This is a genomic window from Parabacteroides goldsteinii DSM 19448 = WAL 12034, from assembly GCF_000969835.1.
Lineage (GTDB): Bacteria > Bacteroidota > Bacteroidia > Bacteroidales > Tannerellaceae > Parabacteroides > Parabacteroides goldsteinii.
Genome location: NZ_KQ033913.1, coordinates 1,960,023 through 1,978,194, shown reverse-complemented (window position 1 = coordinate 1,978,194; position 18,172 = coordinate 1,960,023). Strand labels below are relative to the sequence as shown.

Annotated in this window: 14 protein-coding genes; 11 read left to right on the top strand and 3 right to left on the bottom strand. The window is 44.8% G+C overall.

Annotated features, from left to right (window positions below; genetic code table 11):
- The first annotated feature begins 68 nt into the window (after window positions 1–68).
- Both HMPREF1535_RS21065 and HMPREF1535_RS21060 read left to right on the top strand, forming a co-directional pair.
- Window positions 69–1,793 (top strand): endo-alpha-N-acetylgalactosaminidase family protein, encoded by a 1,725-nt coding sequence (locus tag HMPREF1535_RS21065; protein WP_007658163.1) that lies wholly within the window; start codon window positions 69–71, stop codon window positions 1,791–1,793.
- A gap of 97 nt (window positions 1,794–1,890) precedes the next feature.
- A complete protein-coding gene (locus tag HMPREF1535_RS21060) occupies window positions 1,891–2,370 on the top strand; it encodes a DUF5053 domain-containing protein (RefSeq protein ID WP_007658162.1) in 480 nt (159 codons plus the stop codon).
- Between the two features lie 65 nt (window positions 2,371–2,435).
- Here HMPREF1535_RS21060 and HMPREF1535_RS21055 read toward each other — a convergent pair whose 3' ends face one another.
- A complete protein-coding gene (locus HMPREF1535_RS21055) occupies window positions 2,436–4,577 on the bottom strand; it encodes an outer membrane beta-barrel family protein (RefSeq protein WP_046147383.1) in 2,142 nt (713 codons plus the stop codon).
- 152 nt (window positions 4,578–4,729) lie between these two features.
- Between HMPREF1535_RS21055 and HMPREF1535_RS21050 the strand changes: the two genes are divergently transcribed.
- Entirely contained in the window at window positions 4,730–6,202 is a 1,473-nt protein-coding gene (locus HMPREF1535_RS21050) for a sensor histidine kinase (protein ID WP_046147382.1), read from the top strand.
- A 9-nt stretch (window positions 6,203–6,211) separates the two neighbouring features.
- Entirely contained in the window at window positions 6,212–6,892 is a 681-nt protein-coding gene (locus tag HMPREF1535_RS21045) for a response regulator transcription factor (protein ID WP_007658159.1), read from the top strand.
- A gap of 3 nt (window positions 6,893–6,895) precedes the next feature.
- On the opposite strand, the gene HMPREF1535_RS21040 is transcribed toward HMPREF1535_RS21045, so the two are convergent.
- Together HMPREF1535_RS21040 and HMPREF1535_RS21035 are read right to left on the bottom strand one after the other, a co-directional pair.
- On the bottom strand, window positions 6,896–8,158 hold the full coding sequence (locus tag HMPREF1535_RS21040; protein WP_046147381.1) for a Gfo/Idh/MocA family protein: 1,263 nt from the start codon (window positions 8,156–8,158) through the stop codon (window positions 6,896–6,898).
- 67 nt (window positions 8,159–8,225) lie between these two features.
- Window positions 8,226–9,392, bottom strand: a complete 1,167-nt coding sequence (locus tag HMPREF1535_RS21035; RefSeq protein ID WP_046147380.1) for an MFS transporter — start codon at window positions 9,390–9,392, stop codon at window positions 8,226–8,228.
- 252 nt (window positions 9,393–9,644) lie between these two features.
- Here HMPREF1535_RS21035 and HMPREF1535_RS21030 point away from each other — a divergent pair, with 252 nt between their 5' ends.
- The 7 genes from HMPREF1535_RS21030 to HMPREF1535_RS21000 all read left to right on the top strand — a co-directional run bounded on the left by HMPREF1535_RS21030 (window position 9,645) and on the right by HMPREF1535_RS21000 (window position 18,162).
- A complete protein-coding gene (locus tag HMPREF1535_RS21030; protein ID WP_046147379.1) occupies window positions 9,645–10,826 on the top strand; it encodes a 6-bladed beta-propeller in 1,182 nt (393 codons plus the stop codon).
- 93 nt (window positions 10,827–10,919) lie between these two features.
- On the top strand, window positions 10,920–12,221 hold the full coding sequence (locus tag HMPREF1535_RS21025) for a phenylacetate--CoA ligase family protein (RefSeq protein ID WP_010802745.1): 1,302 nt from the start codon (window positions 10,920–10,922) through the stop codon (window positions 12,219–12,221).
- Between the two features lie 23 nt (window positions 12,222–12,244).
- The gene (locus tag HMPREF1535_RS21020) at window positions 12,245–12,670 is read left to right on the top strand and encodes an amino acid-binding protein (protein WP_007658150.1); all 426 of its coding nucleotides are present in this window, start codon (window positions 12,245–12,247) and stop codon (window positions 12,668–12,670) included.
- 67 nt (window positions 12,671–12,737) lie between these two features.
- Entirely contained in the window at window positions 12,738–13,550 is an 813-nt protein-coding gene (locus tag HMPREF1535_RS21015; protein ID WP_007658148.1) for an outer membrane protein assembly factor BamD, read from the top strand.
- Window positions 13,551–13,576: 26 nt separating this feature from the next.
- Complete coding sequence (locus tag HMPREF1535_RS21010) at window positions 13,577–13,909, top strand: DNA-directed RNA polymerase subunit omega (RefSeq protein ID WP_007658146.1); 333 nt, start codon at window positions 13,577–13,579, stop codon at window positions 13,907–13,909.
- Window positions 13,910–14,066: 157 nt separating this feature from the next.
- On the top strand, window positions 14,067–14,528 hold the full coding sequence (locus HMPREF1535_RS21005) for a DUF4293 domain-containing protein (RefSeq protein ID WP_046147378.1): 462 nt from the start codon (window positions 14,067–14,069) through the stop codon (window positions 14,526–14,528).
- A gap of 373 nt (window positions 14,529–14,901) precedes the next feature.
- Window positions 14,902–18,162, top strand: coding sequence for a SusC/RagA family TonB-linked outer membrane protein (locus HMPREF1535_RS21000; protein ID WP_244275670.1), 3,261 nt, complete (start codon window positions 14,902–14,904; stop codon window positions 18,160–18,162).
- The last annotated feature ends 10 nt before the right edge of the window (window positions 18,163–18,172 follow it).

The window sequence follows — 18,172 nt, the reverse complement described above, 5'->3', positions numbered from 1 at the left end:
TCTAAAAAAATCAATTTATTAATGGTTTAAACGGCTCTCTTGAGATAGGGAGCGCAATTTATTTACATATGAAAATATCTTTGTATGTACTTACAATTCTGTTTTGTCTGTCTTGTTGTACACAGAACAAACTAGAGGAGATCTCTATCCAATTGGATAAAGAAACTCTGAATCCGGTACGTAATCCCGGAGAAAAGGGAACCCTTCGTGTTACCGGTCATTATTCTAATGGAAAGACATCCGATCTCTCCTTATCCGATATCGCTTTATCCGTACGTACAGTCAGTGCCAGTGGAAATGTCGAGGTTGTCGCTTTATCCGGTGATCAGTTAATCCCGAAGGATGGCGGACTGGCTGAAGTGACTGCCGTCTATCAGAAAGACGGTGCCACTTATCAGGCGAAAAAGAGAGTCGTTGTTGCCCCTTATTATCGTGATTACCACCAGACCCTGGTGTTGAAACTTTTTATGGGGTACGATGGCGAACTGAATGAACCTGATCCGAACAACGTGATTTTCCAAAAAGAAGACCCGTCATGCCTTTGTACATTCGCTCAGGCGCTCGATGTGGTGAAACGAGTGGATAATCTGACACGCGGTATCCCGAAGATCATTTACCTGGTCGGTTGGCAGCGTGGTGGTCATGATCATCTTTATCCCGACTGGAGCATTGTCAACCCTAAGCTGAAACGCGAAGAAGATGCTACAGCTCTCGAAAGTCTCCGCTGGCTGATCTGTGAAGCACGTGCTTATAATACGACTATCAGTCTGCACATCAATATGGTCGATGCTTTCGAGGAAAGTCCTCTTTGGGATACTTATATCAAAAATGATATTATTGCACGTGATGTCAATGGAAACCTGAAATCCATCTGGGAATATGTCAAAGGACATAGAGCTTATCATCTGAGCTATACGAAAGAGTGGGAGAAAGGCTTCGCCAAAAAACGTATCGACAACCTGATCGGGATGGTTCCCGAACTAAAGGAAGGCCATACCATTCATATCGACGCTTTTATGGCTTACTGGCAACCGGAAAACCGTCCGTTAAGTCCTTGGCATGCCAAACCGGAGAACGGAGGGATCGATATGTATAAAGAGGTAGAAACACAGCGGAAGATATTTAAATACTGGCGCGAAAAAGGGTTCGATGTTACCGGTGAAGGTATTTTCTGGGCTCATCCGGCGGGAGAAGGTTTTGTCGGTTTGCAACCTATGTCGTGGTGGTTTCCGGCGGATATAAACTTCCAGATGGAAGTCCCCGAACGGTTATCGGCAAGGGGACGGACACATCGGGACGGACAAGGAGATTTTCGTTTCGGTTCCAGTATGCAAGGTGAAGAGATTTTTCAGAAAGACAAGGATAATCTTCCCGGTTTCCTGTCTCAGTTCTGTACGATGACGTTGCCCTGGTATTATCTGAGTCGTCTCGAACGTGTTGCTTTTATCGATGACGCATTGTATTACAGTGATGGTGTCGTAGCCCGTGTGGAAGATGGAAAGAACATCATCCGCAAAGGCGATTTTATCCTGCGTGAGAACGATAATCTATTTGTTCCAGCTCTTTGGAATGAAAACGAGATCATCGCCTATTCCGCAGAAGGTTACGATAACCGCAGCTGGCGGATGCTGGAAGGTTGGGAAAAAGTCAGCTCAGTGGATATATATTCCATAACTATGAATGGTTCGACATTGAAACAATCCGCAGTGCCGGTGAAGAATGGCCTTCTTATGCTGACGTTGGAGAAAGAGGAAGCGGTTTCGATTGTTCCGGCAGGGATACCGTTACATTAATTCTATAAAAATAATCCTTGGATTATTGCAGAATGATTCAAGGATTATTACTTTTGTAAAATCAAATAAATCAGTATTAATATAAAAAATCTTAGCTATGACAAAAGAAGAGAAGGAGGAGCTTATCCGACAGAAAGAGAACCTGAAATTATTATTTGAATTATCTAAATTCTTACCTACAGCAGATATGCAGGCCGATTTTGAACTGTTTAAAAACATGACGCCCAAAGAACGTGCGATGTTTCAGGAAAAGCGGGCACAGAAGATAGAAGCGATGCCGGGCGATGAGAAAATGATTTTTACTGAAGCTACAGAAAAAGGGTTGAAGGCTATAAAGTCAGAATTACAGGATGTTAAGTTGGCATTGGAGTTAGGAGACGTTGCGAATGCTTTATCGTTGAGTTATATTGCGAAAGAGTATTTTGGTAAAAGTAAAACCTGGCTTTATCAACGTTTAAACGGTAATAAAGTGAACGGAAAACCAGCTCGGTTTACAGAAGATGAACGGAAACGCTTTGCAGCAGCTTTACTGGATTTGAGTAAAAGAATCAATGAAACAGCACTTAAATTTGTATAGTTTAAAAGATTGTTTTGATTATCCGGCTGATTATTCACTTGCCGGATAATCAAAACTGAATCTTATTAAGTTCCGAACCGCGAAGTATCTACGGATTTCACCTTTTTCTCTTTGTAGCCACCGAAGCTGTAACGGAGTGTCAGGGAGACGGAGCGTATATCCTGGAACAACTCCATCCGGCTCTTCTGTCCTTGTTCGTCGATATGGGTGAGAGGTTTCTGGCTATTTAGCAGGTCAGAGCCTTTAAGCGTCAGGCGGAGTCTCTTTTTGGGGAGTGTCCATACCAGTGCGGCATCGAGGCTATACAGGGGATCGATGTCGTAAATGCCCTGGATCGCCGGCGAACTGTAATCGCCGCTGATGTCGAGCGAAAGGTTCTTGTCGCGCGTCAGAAAGATCGTATTTGTCAGCATTGCCCGCCCGAACAACTTCTTTCTGTCGAAGTTGATATCGACCAGCGTGCCTTTGTCGTGGATGCTGAACCCCATCAGCGTCAGTCGCGAACTGAGCACTTCGCCGGCACGAAAAGGAACAACGGCCATCAGTCCGTACATCGTATGCGTATCCAGGTTGATGGAATGGAAGACCGATTGCAGACGGTCGTGTTGCTGATACGACATCTGCTGTATCTTGTCGGGTTGGAAGTTAGCGAAAGCCCCCAGTACATATTTATTCTTTATGACATATGTCAGTTGCATCGAATAGTTCAGTTCCGGTTTCAACTGCGGATTACCTTTTATCACGCTGTAGATATTCATATAATAGGTATTGGGAGTTGTTGCCCAATAGGAAGGATATTTTCTGTTACTCGACAATGAGAACTGTAACATATTCGAACGGTTGATCCGGTAAACGGCGGAAAGCGACGGAAACAAGTCTGCCTGATCCCATAACGTACCCTTCTTTCCGGCAGAATCGACTGAAGCCTTGTAATAACGGACAGCCAGCGAAGCATTCAGTGTGAATTTCTTTCCGAACGAACGGGAGAAACCGCCGAATATACCCGCCGAATGTTCTTTTTGTTTCATATAGAAGGTCCCTTCGCTTTCTTTTTCATTATTCAGAAGGGCGGAAGCCTCATTGGTCGTCCCCGATAAGGAGGCTTCTGCCCCGTAAGAAATCTTCCATCCTTCTCCTACGACAACGAAGTGGTTGATATATATATTAGCTCGTTGTGATTTTTGCTTGCTCTCGTTGCGTCTGTCCTGGTCGTTGCTGTCTTCAAAATTATTAACCAGGTCCTGCAAGGATTTATCTTTGTATAAGGTGTAGTCGATGCCGGCATTCAGGTTTTTATGTCCGTTGTAGTCGATCCGTGTGCTATGCAGAAACGAAGGACCTGTAGTCCGGCTGGCCGTATTAACGGTTTCGATACCCTTGAAATCAGTCTGTCCGCCCCTCAGGGATACTGGCTTGTCTTGTACATATTTTCCTGTATAGGTGGCCGACAGCTTGTCTTTATTGCTGAAATCATATTCGAAGGCACCCCGCAGGTTATGGGAGATGCCTTTGTTTTCCGACCAGTTCTTTTGCAGAATATCGTATTTTGTACCGTTCACGGTCGGTTCTGCATGCATATCTTCTGTCGAACGTCCGTGACGGTAATTGGCCGAGTAGGAGAGGTCGGCGGCATACTTCTTTCCGGTATAGGACAGATTCATCAGTGCTGTAGGAGAAAAATACCAAGCCTGTTTTCCTGTCAGCGATATTTCTCCTTTCAGGATATCCGCCAGGCTCCGGTCGTTCTCAATAACCACATTGATCGATGCGCCCCTTACGCCGTATTGAGGTGGAGTGCTGTACATCACTTCTATCTTTTTTACCTTGGACGAAGGAGTTGCTTTCAGCATGTCGGCCAACTGTTCCGATGTCATTGAACTTTTCCGGCCGTTGATGATGATGGTGGTTTCCGAGGTACCGAGCAGAGAGATATTGTCGCCGCTCTTGCCCACTCCCGGCAGTTCTCCCAATATATCGAACGCATTATCCACCGGTTTGCTTTTTATCAGGTTGGGAATGTCGTATTGCAGTTTTCCGTCGGTCATCTTTACCAGCGGCCGTTCCGCTTTGACGAATACTTCCGGCAGGTTCAACGTGATGCTGTCGTTGACCAGGATGGTTTCGCTACCAGTCTGTTTTTGTGCCAGCATTTGTGTGGGAAGCGAGAGTAAGCCGGCTATCGGTAATAAGTAATAGATTCTTTTCATGGCCTTTTGTTTTTATACGAAAGGTAGGGAGGACGCCAGTGATTACCAAAAAAGGCTTTCATTTGGTAAGACTAAATAACATTCGGCGAAAACTGTGTTATTTTGATTTAAAGCGGGAAGTTGCATGGCGGAGATTCCTTATATTTGTTTGCATGAAATCATCGTTCAAGTATATCATTCTCTTGGTTATTCTGTCTTTGTCGGGAATCTTCGTCTACCAGTTGTTCTGGATAAACGGATTATACCATTCCCTGCAACAGCAGAACAGGGAGTACATTATGCAGGCTATCCGCAATGCCGACCATGTCGAACTGTTTAGTCGTGCTGACTTTATCAGCAAAAAGACGAATAAGCAACGGGTAACGATATCGCAGGCCGATGATCGGGGAGGAGTTGCCCTGACTACCCGTTTTTCAGATAAAGATTCGGTCATTCAACCGGTCAGTATCATAGAGAAGAAGGCGTCTCTCTCTTATGCAAGCGGAGTAGATGAGGATATGAAGAAAGTCCTGCAAAGCTACTCCGTCAAAGTGGGCGACGATTTCAAGTCATTGGGTGAGCTGGGTTTACAGATGCAGCGTAGCCTTCATGAAATCATCGACACGATCTCTCCTGTTAATATAGCAAAGTTCGATAGCCTGCTGACAGTTAATCTACGGGAAAAGAACTTGAACCTCCGCCATTTCACGGAGATACGTCTGCTTACCGACAGCACGGTCATTGCCACTTCCGTCCCCGAAGGAGAAGATTTGTCACGCTATCACCTGTATACCTGGAAATACACTACTTTTACTCCAAGAGCTTTCTATGTCTATGTGGAATCCACCCGCATGGCTTCACTGGCTGGTATGACGGGGATTCTGGTTTCTTCTTTCCTGATTCTGCTGATTCTTGCTTTATCGTTTGCCTATATGATTTGGTTTCTATTCCATCAGAAGACGGTGGAACAGTTGAAAGATGATTTCACGCATAACGTTACTCACGAACTGAAAACACCGATCGCCATTTCGTATGCCGCCATTGAATCTATTATCCATTATAACCTGCTGGATAATAGAGAAAAGGCTGATAAATATCTGCACCTTTGCCATGAGGAACTGGAACGCCTGGGCGGGATGGTGGAACAAATCCTTTCGCTCAGTTTAGAGAAACGGAAAGATATCCGTCTGGTGATAGAAAAACTGTCTTTGAATGATTTGATAGCCAGGCTCGTGGAGCAACAGAAGATAAAATCGTCCCGCTCTTTCCGCATTCGGACAGAGTATCAGCCGGAGGAAATCACGTTGAGAGCAGACCGTATCCATTTGTACAGCATCATCAGCAACCTGGTGGATAATGCCATCAAATATGCGGATAAAGAACCGGAAATAACGATACGGGCGGTGGCGACGGAGGGAAAGACACAGATACGGTTACAGGACAATGGTCCTGGCATCCCCGAAGAATACCGCCGCCATATTTTTGATAAGTTCTACCGCATACCCTCTGTCCGTCAGTCACCGGTGAAAGGCTATGGCATCGGACTGTTCTATGTGAAGACTATGGTGGAGAAACATGGTGGGAGCGTCACAGTGGAATGCGAACCCGGTAAAGGCACCTGTTTTATAATTACATTACCTCAATAACCTGAGATTATGAACATACTATTAGTAGAAGATGAAGTCTCTTTGGCAATGATCGTAAAAGATGCCCTGGAAGAGGAAGGTTACGAAGTTGCTATTGCCCGCGACGGTCTGGAGGGGCTCGAACAGTATTTCAAGGAGCATCCCGCATTGATCATTGCCGACGTGATGATGCCGGAGGTGGACGGCTTCGAGATGGTTCGCCGCATTCGCCGGATGGATAAGGAGGTGCCCGTACTGTTTCTGAGTGCCCGTTCTTCGGTGGACGATATCGTGTTCGGTTTCGGGCTTGGGGCGAACGATTACCTGCGGAAGCCTTTCAGCCTCCGTGAACTGATTGCCCGGGTGAAGGCTTTGACAGTGAAAAGCCAGTCTGAACCGGTAGCCGTTATTTACCATGAACTGGGACTTTACACCTTTTATCCCTCTACCCAGACTTTGCAGATCGGCGGTGAGGAGATCGAACTGTCATTCAGGGAGTCGGAGTTGTTGCGGCTTCTTTGCGAGAGCGGAACTTTGCCGGTCGATACGAAGGATATCCTGCTGCAACTCTGGGGTAACGACAGCTTTTACAATACCCGCAGCCTGCATGTATTTATCACCAAACTACGCCATAAATTAGAGAAAGACCCCCGTATCAAAATATTGAATGTACGGGGGATCGGATATAAGCTGGTCGGCGGACGGCTCTGACTTTTAAAGGCTTATCACTTTCCCTTCTTTCCTGCTTCTTTCTGCCGCAAAGGCTATCAGATGGCTTTCCAGCGACTCGTCGAGTGGTGTGCTCATCAGGCTGGCATCCTGGCGGCGGATGGCTTCGATCCAGTCGCGGATCATACCGGCATCACCACCACCGTGGCCTACGCCTTCGTAGTTCAGGGCGTCTTCGGCATTGGCATTGTATGTTTTTGAAACGCCGGTGGCGAAGTCGGTATGGGTGAACTCTTCCATGTCGCCGACGATATCGCCACGCGTCCCCATGATACGGGTACGGCGTCCGCCATACGAAGTGAAAGCCTCTATCGAGAAGTTGACTGTTACGCCGCCTTCAAATTCCATCAGCATCATATAATGATCGGGCTGGTTGTTCTCGCAATGGTAGACGCATTTGCCGTACGGTCCTGTTTTCAGGTTTTCGAGGATGACGTCGCCCTGTTTGTCCGGGTCTTCCGGCAGGTCGAATACGTATAGCCAGGTGCGGTCGCGGTAGTAGATTTTCAGGGCGGAGAAAGGGCAGGTCGCTTCTGCCGGACAACCATCGGTACAACGGGCCGGAGCACCTTCGGGGGCGTTTTCCGCCTTAAAATGCGTCAGGTCACCGAAGGCTACCACTTTCTTACAAGGCTTGCCGATGATCCAGTGGAGGATATCCAGGTCATGACTCGATTTGGCAAGGACCAACGGCGTACTCGCTTCAGCATTGCGCCAGCTTCCGCGCACATACGAATGGCTCATGTGTACATGTTCTATCGGTTCGAAATGCTGGATACTGACCAGGTCGCCGATCGCTTTGCTGCTCACCATCTCTTTCAGCATTCCGAAATAAGGCGAGTAACGGAGCACATGCGTCAGGCCGACGATCTTTCCTTTCTCTTTGGCATAGGCTACCAGGCGACGGCATTCCTCGTCTGTCTGAGCGATCGGTTTTTCAAGGAGGATATCATATCCCAGGTCGAGCGCTTTCATACAGGGGGCATAATGCAGATGGTCGGGGGTAGCGATAATGACGGCATCGGCAAACTTGGGGCGGCTGAGCATTTCTTCCCAGGTGGCGACACGGTTTTCTTCGGGTACATGGTATTTGTCGCCATATATGTTGCGGCGCAGTTCCACCAACTCGGCAATGCCGGTGATTTGCAAATCTTCCGGGTGTTCCAGTGAATAATCGCCGTACAATTTTCCTCTTCCGCTGGCTCCCAGCACGATGGCTGTTACGGGAGTGGTCTTCTCTGTGTTCATGATCTAAGATGATTATAAGTAAATATTCCCCAAATATAGGATAAAATCTTTATAAATCGTTCACCTGTTATTCTTTATCGGGCTTCGCCATTAGTTGCAGCCAGAGGAATAAGGCTCCCGGTACCATGATGATCGCGGCAGATGCCAGTAAGGCGATCCTGAGCGAATACATATCGTTCAGCCAGCCGATGAACGGAGCGATGGCGGCAAACATCAGGCGGATGATAAAGTTACGGATGGAAAGGACGGTGGCACGCATCTCCGAAAAGGTCATCTGGTTGATGTATCCTTTTAATATCGGGGTGGCAAAGCCTCTTATGATATAGAAAACGAACAGGATGGCTAGCCCTGCGTAGGTCAGGTTGAAGGCGAGTGCCACGTAACCGCCTGCCACGAATGTCAGGATCAGAATGCCCATCTTTTTGGGACCGAAATAGCTGTCCACACGGTCCGAATAAAGAGCGGCGATCCCTACGGTCAGGTTCAGCACCGTCCAGATTACGCCGAACCACGAAGTGGGCGTATTCATATACATCAGGTAAGGTTGTACGAACCACGCCATGGTGAGTGTGGCAGCTCCGATAATCCCTGAGAACATAATGTTGTAGCAGAGCCTTTTATTAGTGACCAGCGAGTACCTGATGATCCGTACGATCTCCTGTACAGGGCTTTGCACCTTACTTTTAATATTCAGTTCCTGTAGGGCGAAGGCTGCCGGAATGCCGCTGAATGCGATCAGTGCCTGTGCATAAAACGGATAACGCAGCGAATAAGCCGCCAGCAATCCGCCGAAAATACCGGCAATGGCTTCGGCAAAGTTACCGATCATGGTGATACGCCCTTCGTAACGCAGATAAAGGTTTTCCTTCTTATATTGGACTGTCGTATCGTACAGCAAGGCGGAGTCTGCCCCGTTGACCAGCGTTTGCCCTGTTCCCAATAGTATTTCGGCTATGACAAAGGCTGCGAAGGTAGAGGTGAAGGAGTAACAGAGATATCCAAAAAAGAAAAGGATGCATCCGAGTATGAGGCATTTGCGCCGTCCCCACACGTCAGCCAGATATCCGGAGGGTATCTCGAGTGCCACGGCTGCGATTGAATAAACGCTCTTCAGTATAAATACATCCTGCAATCCCAGTCCGTGATCTTCATAGAAAAGCACGATGATTGGCATGACCAGGGTGAACCATTTGGATAGTTTAATAATGTATAGCGCAAGTATGTTTCGTTTCATCTTGTCCGGAAATCTATCTTTAATCGTTGGGCAAAGGTACGTATATTATCAGTCTTGCGTCTTACAGGGACGAACCATTTTTCTCCCGGTGGTTTGAAGTAGTCCATGTAGAATATAAATACAGGTATGTATACATTCATCTTCTTTGCTTTACGAATGTAATGTGTGTTTTACGAATTTGTCGTAATATCCTTGCTTCTTTGAAATATTATCTCTTTATTTGCGCTATGTTGTATTAAATTCAAAGGGATTATGAAAAGGATATGTTTATGTGCAGTGACAGTGATGTTGGTTGTGGGACTGAATGGATGTAAGAATGGAGCAAAGAATGAAGGCCCGTTGCCTGTATTGGATTTTCGTGCGGATATTCCGGACAGGGAGGCCGCTTTGCAGGATTTGGGAAAGGTACGTTATTTCCGTCTGCAAACGCCTGAAAATGTGTTGCTGGGCGACCAGATGAAACTTATTCCCAGTGAAGCCGGGTTGTTCTTTATCGGATCTTCTACCGGCGACGTGATCGGCTTCAATAAGAAAGGCGAGATGATCAGCCATTTTAACCGCAAGGGGCAAGGCGGTGAGGAATACGCCCGAATACGCCATATCCTGTATGATGAGAAACGCCAGGAACTCTTTTTAGATGGAATAACCCAGATGCAGGTTTATGGTTTGGACGGGACTTATAAAAGGTCTTTCAGTCTGCCGGATTCTTTGCAGATGGATGTAATTGAATCGCTGGATGAAAATGCAATGGTCTTTCTGGATATGAAAGGCGCTCTTTTTGTGAAAGAAGGTGAGACCGCTAAAATAGATGATAATCCGGAAGCAAGTAACCAGCCTTATGTCCTGATGGATAAGGAAACCGGAAAGAAGATCGAACGTCTGCCTATCGTCTCCGACAATCGTTATCGCAGTATGATCGTAACTACCCGCGACGGACGTCCCTTTATTCTGCTGAACCGTATGAGAAACCTGCTATCCTGCGGCGACGGAGGATGCCTGATCAGCGAACCGGCTGCCGATACGTTATATCAATTGTCGCCCGACCGCCAACTGAAACCTGTCTTTACCAAACTGCCGTTATCGACAGAGAAAGATGGAAAGATCGCTTGCGAGATCCGGGCATTGACTCCGAATCAGATGCTTGTCAACGCTGTCTTCCTGAAAGATGAAGGTCAAATGAAACTGCGTGACGAACTCTATTTATATAATGTGGCAGAAAACTCTTTCTCGCATGTCAAGCTGACAAATAAAGACTGGCAGAACGGCGACATGATGAACTTTGTCTTCAATAATAACAAGCTCTATTGTACCTTATATCCTTTTACTTTGCTGGAAGCAATGGAAAAGAACGAACTGGGCGGAGACCTGCTGGAGATAACCAAAACATTGGACGAAGACGAAAATTTGATCCTTATGGAAGTAAGTCTCGATTGATTTGGCGTTATTATTTATTGTCAGTTAGTAAAAAAGTTATTACTTTGCGACAGTTTTACACTACTAACAATTAAATGATAACAAACTGATACCATGATTTGGAACGAAACTATTGAATGTATGGACCGCGAAGAAATGCGGAAATTACAGAGCATCCGGTTGAAACGGGTTGTCGAACACGTTTATCATAATACTCCTTTCTATCGCAAGAAAATGCAGGAGATGGGTATTACTCCGGATGATATTCAATCAATTGAAGATATTACCAAGCTGCCGTTTACGGTAAAGCAGGATTTAAGAGATAATTACCCGTTCGGATTGATGGCTGTGCCGATGTCCGAGATTGTTCGTTTGCATGCCTCTTCCGGTACGACCGGAAAACCCATTGTTGTGGGATATACCCGTAAGGACTTGTCGATCTGGTCGGAAGTGGTGGCACGCTGTCTGACGGCCTATGGCATTACAAAGAACGACTCTGTGCAGGTTTCCTATGGATACGGTTTGTTTACCGGTGGACTGGGTGCTCATGGAGGTGTAGAAAATATCGGTGGTACCGTAATCCCGATGAGTAGTGGTAACACGCAGAAACAGATTCAGTTGATGCACGACTTTGGGGCGAAAGGTCTGGCTTGTACACCTTCTTATGCTCTGTATCTGGCGGAAACGATCCATAATTCGGGCATTCCTTTGGAAGAATTCCAACTGAGGGTAGGAGCGTTCGGCGCGGAACCCTGGACGGAAAATATGCGTAAGGAACTGGAGCAGAAACTGAATATTAAAGCATACGATATCTACGGATTAACAGAAATCTGTGGTCCCGGTGTCGGTGGCGAATGCGAATGCCAGAACGGTACCCACCTGTGGGAAGACCATTTCTTCCCGGAAATCGTCGATCCGGTCACTTTGCAACCTGTGCCTGAAGGTGAACAAGGCGAGTTGGTATTCACCACCCTGACCAAGGAAGGCATGCCGATGATCCGTTACCGTACGCGTGACTTGACGCACCTGATCTATGAAAAGTGCGAATGCGGCCGTACCGCTGTCCGTATGGGCCGTATCCTCGGACGTAGCGACGATATGATGATCATCCGTGGTGTCAACGTATTCCCGTCGCAGGTTGAATCCGTATTGCTGGAAATGCCGGAATTCGAACCGCATTACCTGATCGTGGTGGACCGTGTGAACAACACCGATACTTTCCAGATCCAGGTGGAAGTACGACCGGATTATTATTCGGATGAAATGAACAAGATGATCGCGCTGAAAAAGAAGATCGCCGCCCGTATGCAGAGCGTGATCGGCATTCAGCCTGATATAAAGATTGTGGAACCGCGTAGCCTTGAACGCAGTATGGGTAAGGCGAAACACGTGATCGACAATCGTAAGTTAGTTTAAAACCCTAAAAATAGTAAAGTGCTATGCTAATTAAACAATTATCAATCTTTCTTGAAAACAAGAAAGGCCGTTTTACGGAAGTGGCAAAGATTTTGGGTGAAGCCGGAGTGAACATGTCAGCCTTTACGGTGGCGGAGAATTCCGATTTTGGTATCCTGCGTCTGATCGTGTCGGACACAGACAAAGCAATTCAGGTACTTCGTGAAAAATTATATGCGGTGAGTGTGGCTGATGTGGTGTGCCTGCATTGCCCCAACCAGCCCGGTGCGTTGGCGAAGGCGATGGAGATCATAACCTCGGCAGGTATATTTGTCGAATATATGTATGCTTTCTCGCAAGGAGAGGCCGCTAATGTGATCATCCGCCCCGACAATGTGGAGAAGTGTGCGGAGGTTCTGAAAGCCAACAAACTGGAGCTTATTGCTGCCAGCGATTTATATAAGTTGTAAATATTAACGTTATGCGCTTCGTTATTTTGCAATAAAAAATGTAACTTTGCGCGCTAAAAGTATGTGAATGAAAAAGGTTGTATTTTTATTGATGATGATTACGGTCTTGTTATCCTCCTGTGGGGAATATAACAAGATATTGAAAAGTACGGACTATGAGTTGAAGTATTCGTATGCAAAGAAGTATTTCAATGCAAAGCAATACAACAAGTCCGCTACCCTGCTGGATGAACTGGTTACAATCTTTAAAGGAACTGCTTATGCCGAAGAATCCTTGTACCTGCTGGCTCAGAGCTATTACGGACAAAAAGATTATCAGACGGCTTCGCAATACTTTAATACGTATTACACCACCTATCCGAAAGGCGAGTACACGGAATTGGCCCGCTATTATTCGGGATATGGTTTGTATCTGGACTCTCCCGATCCGCGGTTAGACCAGACGCAGACGTATGAAGCTATTAACCAGTTGCAGCTCTATCTGGAGTATTATCCGCAGAGCGAACGTGCCGCCGAAGCCCAGAAGATCATGTTTGAATTGCAGGAGAAACTGGCTTACAAGGAATTACTGGCTGTAAGATTGTATTATAACCTGGGTACTTACATGCGCGACAATAACTATTTGTCTGCCGTGATCACTGCCGAGAATGCCTTGAAGAACTATCCTTATTCCAAATACAGGGAAGAGTTTATGTTCTATGTTTTACGTTCGAAGTATGAACAGGCTATTGCCAGTGTGGAAGAAAAGTTGCAGGGTCGTTATCGTGAGGTAGTGGATGAATACTACACTTACATGAACGAATATCCGGAAGGCAAATACGTAAAACAGGCACAGAAGTTCTACGATTATGCCAGCAAGAGAATAACAGATGCGTATTAACGATATTATTTAATCAATAAAGTAAAATGGATTACAGAAAGTCTAGCGCCCCTTCGAATACGGTAACCCGTGACATGATGAAGTTGTCAGCCGACACGGGAAATGTATATGAAACAGTAATGATCATCGGAAAACGGGCTAACCAGATTAGTGTTGAAATGAAGCAGGACCTGGAAAAGAAACTTCAGGAATTTGCTTCTTATAACGATAACCTGGAAGAAGTTTTCGAAAACAGAGAGCAGATCGAGATCTCCCGTTATTATGAAAAGCTTCCGAAGCCGACTCTGATCGCTGCTCAGGAATATGAAGAAGGTAAGGTTTACTATAAGAACCCTGCTAAAGAAAAGAATAACTTTTAACGAGTTGATGGTCGACAAGTAACCGTTGACAGTGAAATGTTCCAAATATAATGGGCAATTGTAATTAATAAAAATGCAATTGTCCATTTTTATTAGCCCATTTCCTATCTCTCTTTAACTGTCACTTGTCAACTGTCAACTGTCAACTTTAAGAATTATGTTACAAAGAATACAAACAGTTTACTTGCTTATTATCGTGGCCTTAATGGTCGCAACATTGTTTTTACCTCTTGCCATGTTGCAGGCGGGAGACCAGTTTTACTCTTTTGATGCAACAGGCGTAAGCACGATCACTGCTGAACCGGAACTCGTTTATCCGACGTGGGGACTTTTTGCTTTGACGGCAGTGATCTCCATTCTGTCATTGATAACGATCTTCTTATTTAAGAAAAGAATTCTTCAGATTCGTCTTTGTATCTTTAATGCAATCCTGATGCTGGGTTTCTATGCCCTGTTCGGTTTCTTTGTATGGATATTGAAAGATCAGCTGGCTGGTGCAGCGCTGAGTGTGAAGATTGCCCTTTCTTTCCCGATAATCGCATTGATCCTGGATTATCTGGCTATCCGTAATATCGGAGCGGATGAAGCACTGGTTCGTTCGCTCGACCGCTTGAGATAGAGAATAAGATACCATCTTGTTGAAGGGTGGAGGATATATGTCAGACGCAGTCACGTTTTCAAATAACGTGGCTGCGTTTTTTTGTTTGTTAACAAGATCAGGATTTAACCGGAATAATGTCATGTATTATCCTTGAGTGTTCTATATAGGCTGTTTAATAAGAGATTTATTAAAAAACGAACATTCTTTATCTGATATTGGATATCGAACCATTCCCATATCACTTCTTTTGCTGTGTGAAATTATTAAAAAAATGCCTATGATTTAAAAAAGAGAACACAGTTCAGGAAAAGGAATTAAAAAACCATCCTTAGAGATCTATCAGAGTAAAAAATTATCAAGGAAAAAACTTAAAAGAAAAATGACATTTAACATGAAGAAAGAAAACTTCCGAGGAATGAAAAACTGGAATGTGGCGTTTGCCCTTCTTTTTTTATTCTCTGCCGCTTCATCGAAAGCGGACACAGGAAAAGGCTTGGAGGCCTCTGATCCTACTATTAAAGAAAGTGCCGGAAACCTTATTGCCCAACAGAGCGAGCGGACAATAAAAGGCGTTGTGAAAGATGCTACCGGCGAAACTGTTATTGGAGCGAATGTCGCGGTTGTAGGTACCACGATTGGTACTATAACCGATGTGAACGGCAGTTTCTCATTGAATGTGCCGGCGGGAGCCACCCTGAAAGTTTCATTTATCGGTTATAAAGATGTAACGATTAAAATCACGAACCAACAAGATCTGGACATTGTTTTGCAGGATGATTCGCAGGCTTTGGATGAAGTTGTTGTCGTGGGTTTCGGTACGCAGAAGAAGGTGAACCTGACCGGTTCTGTTTCGGTTGTTAATGCAGAAGAACTGGCTTCACGTCCGGTATCTAATGTTACGCAAGCCTTGCAGGGATTGGTTCCGGGTATGAACTTCAGTTACGGAGGCCAGGGTGCTAAGGTCGGCAGTACGATGGATATCAATATTCGTGGTACCGGTACGCTGGATACTAAGGTGGCAAAAGCTTCTCCATTGGTTTTGATTGATGGTATGGAAGGCGATATGAATATGTTGAATCCAAATGACATTGAGAATATCTCTGTTTTGAAGGATGCCGCCGCTTCTTCTATTTATGGTTCACGTGCTCCTTATGGGGTAATTTTGGTTACGACTAAAAAAGGTAAGAGCGGAAAAGTGAGCGTTAACTATAATAATAGTCTCCGTTGGTCCAGTGCAATCAATATGCCGAAGGTGGCTAATTCTTATGACTATGCTAAGTTCCTAAACCAAATTAGTCTAAATGACAGTGAGATTCCTCAATTTAAGCCAGAGCATTTGGCGCGTATTGAAGCTTTTTTGAACGGGACGAATACAAATACAACCATTCCGGCAGAAAATACTCCAACTATATGGGATTGGAAAGGTAATGATAATAATGATTGGTTAAAAGAGATTTTTGGTGGTACAGGTTTCTCTCATGAACACTCTTTGAGTGTGAATGGGGGTAATGATAAATACCAATATTATCTTTCTGCCAATTATATGAAGCAGGATGGTATTGTTCGTTATGGGGATGAAGATATGAAGCGGTACAATTTTACCGCAAAAATTAATGCTCAACTGGCTCCTTGGCTAAAAACGAATTATAGTACTAAATTTATCCGTAAGGATTTAGATCAGCCGAACACGTTGAACGACCATCTTTTCTATTATAATACACAGCGTCGTTGGCCTACTGAACCGGTATTTGACCCAAATGGGAATTATTTGGTAGGACTTACTAAAGATTTGATGTGGGGTGGAAATAACAAACATCAGACAGATTGGATGTATCAACAGCTACAGTTTGAAATCGAACCAATCAAGAATTGGAAAACATTTGTGGAGTTTAACTATAAGACAATAAATCTAATGGCTGACGAACCTAGATATAAGATTCCACAGTGGAATGTTGCCGGGGATGTTTATTATGCTTCCGGAGCAAAGTCGAGCATGAATACTTATTCAGAGCGTACTAATTTCTTTAATGCGAATATATACAGTGAATATACATATCAGTTGAAGGACCATACGCTTAAGGCAATGGTCGGTTACCAGTCCGAATCTAATTACTGGAGAAAAGTGGGTGCACAAAAAGAAGATTTGATTTCTGAAAGTGTGACGGATATTACTGTTGCTACAGGAAAAGAATATTTGGCAGGAGGTCGTAACCATTGGGCGACAGCCGGTTTCTTCGGACGTATTAACTATGACTATGCTGGACGTTACTTGGCTGAAGTGAACTTACGTTATGATGGAACTTCCCGTTTTGCAAGCGATCAGCGTTGGAACCTGTTCCCCTCTTTCTCGGCTGGTTGGAACATTGCTCGTGAAGCGTTTATGGAGCCGTATACGGATATTATCAATAATCTGAAATTACGTGGTTCATGGGGACAACTAGGTAACCAGAATACTGTAAATTTGTATCCGTATATCCAGACAATGCCTTTCTACCCTTCTTCCAATACGACTGAAAATTCATGGTTAATCAATGGGGAACGTCAGAATAGCTCTACAGCTCCTGGATTGATTTCAGCTTCACTGACCTGGGAAACAATGAGTTCCTGGAATGTCGGCTTTGATTTGGGAATGTTGAGTAATCGTTTGACTATGAGTTTTGATTATTTCGTTAGGAAAACATTTGACATGGTAGGACCAGCTCCCGAACTTCCGATTATTTTAGGTACTGCTGTGCCAAAAGCCAATAATGCAGATATGCAATCAGCTGGTTTTGAATTGGATGTTGCTTGGAGGGATCAGATAAACGATTTTCGTTATGGCGTACATCTGTTGTTATCTGACGATCGTCAAAAAGTGCTGAAGTATCCGAATGAAAGTGGTTCACTTTCAACCTGGCGTGAAGGACAATATTTGAATGAGATTTGGGGATTAACAACTATCGGTATTGCTAAATCGCAGGAAGAAATGGATGCTCATATTGCTTCTTTGCCGAACGGAGGGCAAGGTGGTTTGGGAACCTCTACCTGGGTGGAAGGTGATGTTATGTATGCCGATCTGAATGGTGACGGAAAGATCACAAAGGGTAATACTATTGACGATCCGGGTGACCGGACAATTATCGGAAACAGTACACCGCGTTTCAAATTCGGACTTGATTTGGATGCTGCGTGGAAGGGTTTTGATTTGCGTTTGTTTTTCCAAGGAGTTGCGAAGAGAGATTGGGCTTTCGGAAATGGACATTTGGTTTATTGGGGGAATGGCGGAGGCATCTGGAATTCTGCTATGTTTGAAACAAACTATGATTTTTATCGTCCGGATGGAGACACTTGGTTAGGAGCAAATAAAGATGCCAAATTCCCGCGTCTAACGTCTAGTGGTAAGAATAGGGAAACACAGACTGCCTATCTTGAGAATGCTGCTTATATCCGTTTGAAGAACCTTCAATTGGGATATACATTACCAAATACATGGACACAAAAAGTAGGTATCTCAAATTTAAGAATATTTTTCTCAGGTGAAAATCTGTTTACAATTACCGGTATTCCCGAGGGTATTGATCCTGAAACGCTTGGTATTGGAGATTATGGAAATGGTTCTGGTTCTTATCCGCTGACTCGTACATATTCAGCAGGTGTTAGTGTTAACTTTTAATTAGAAGACA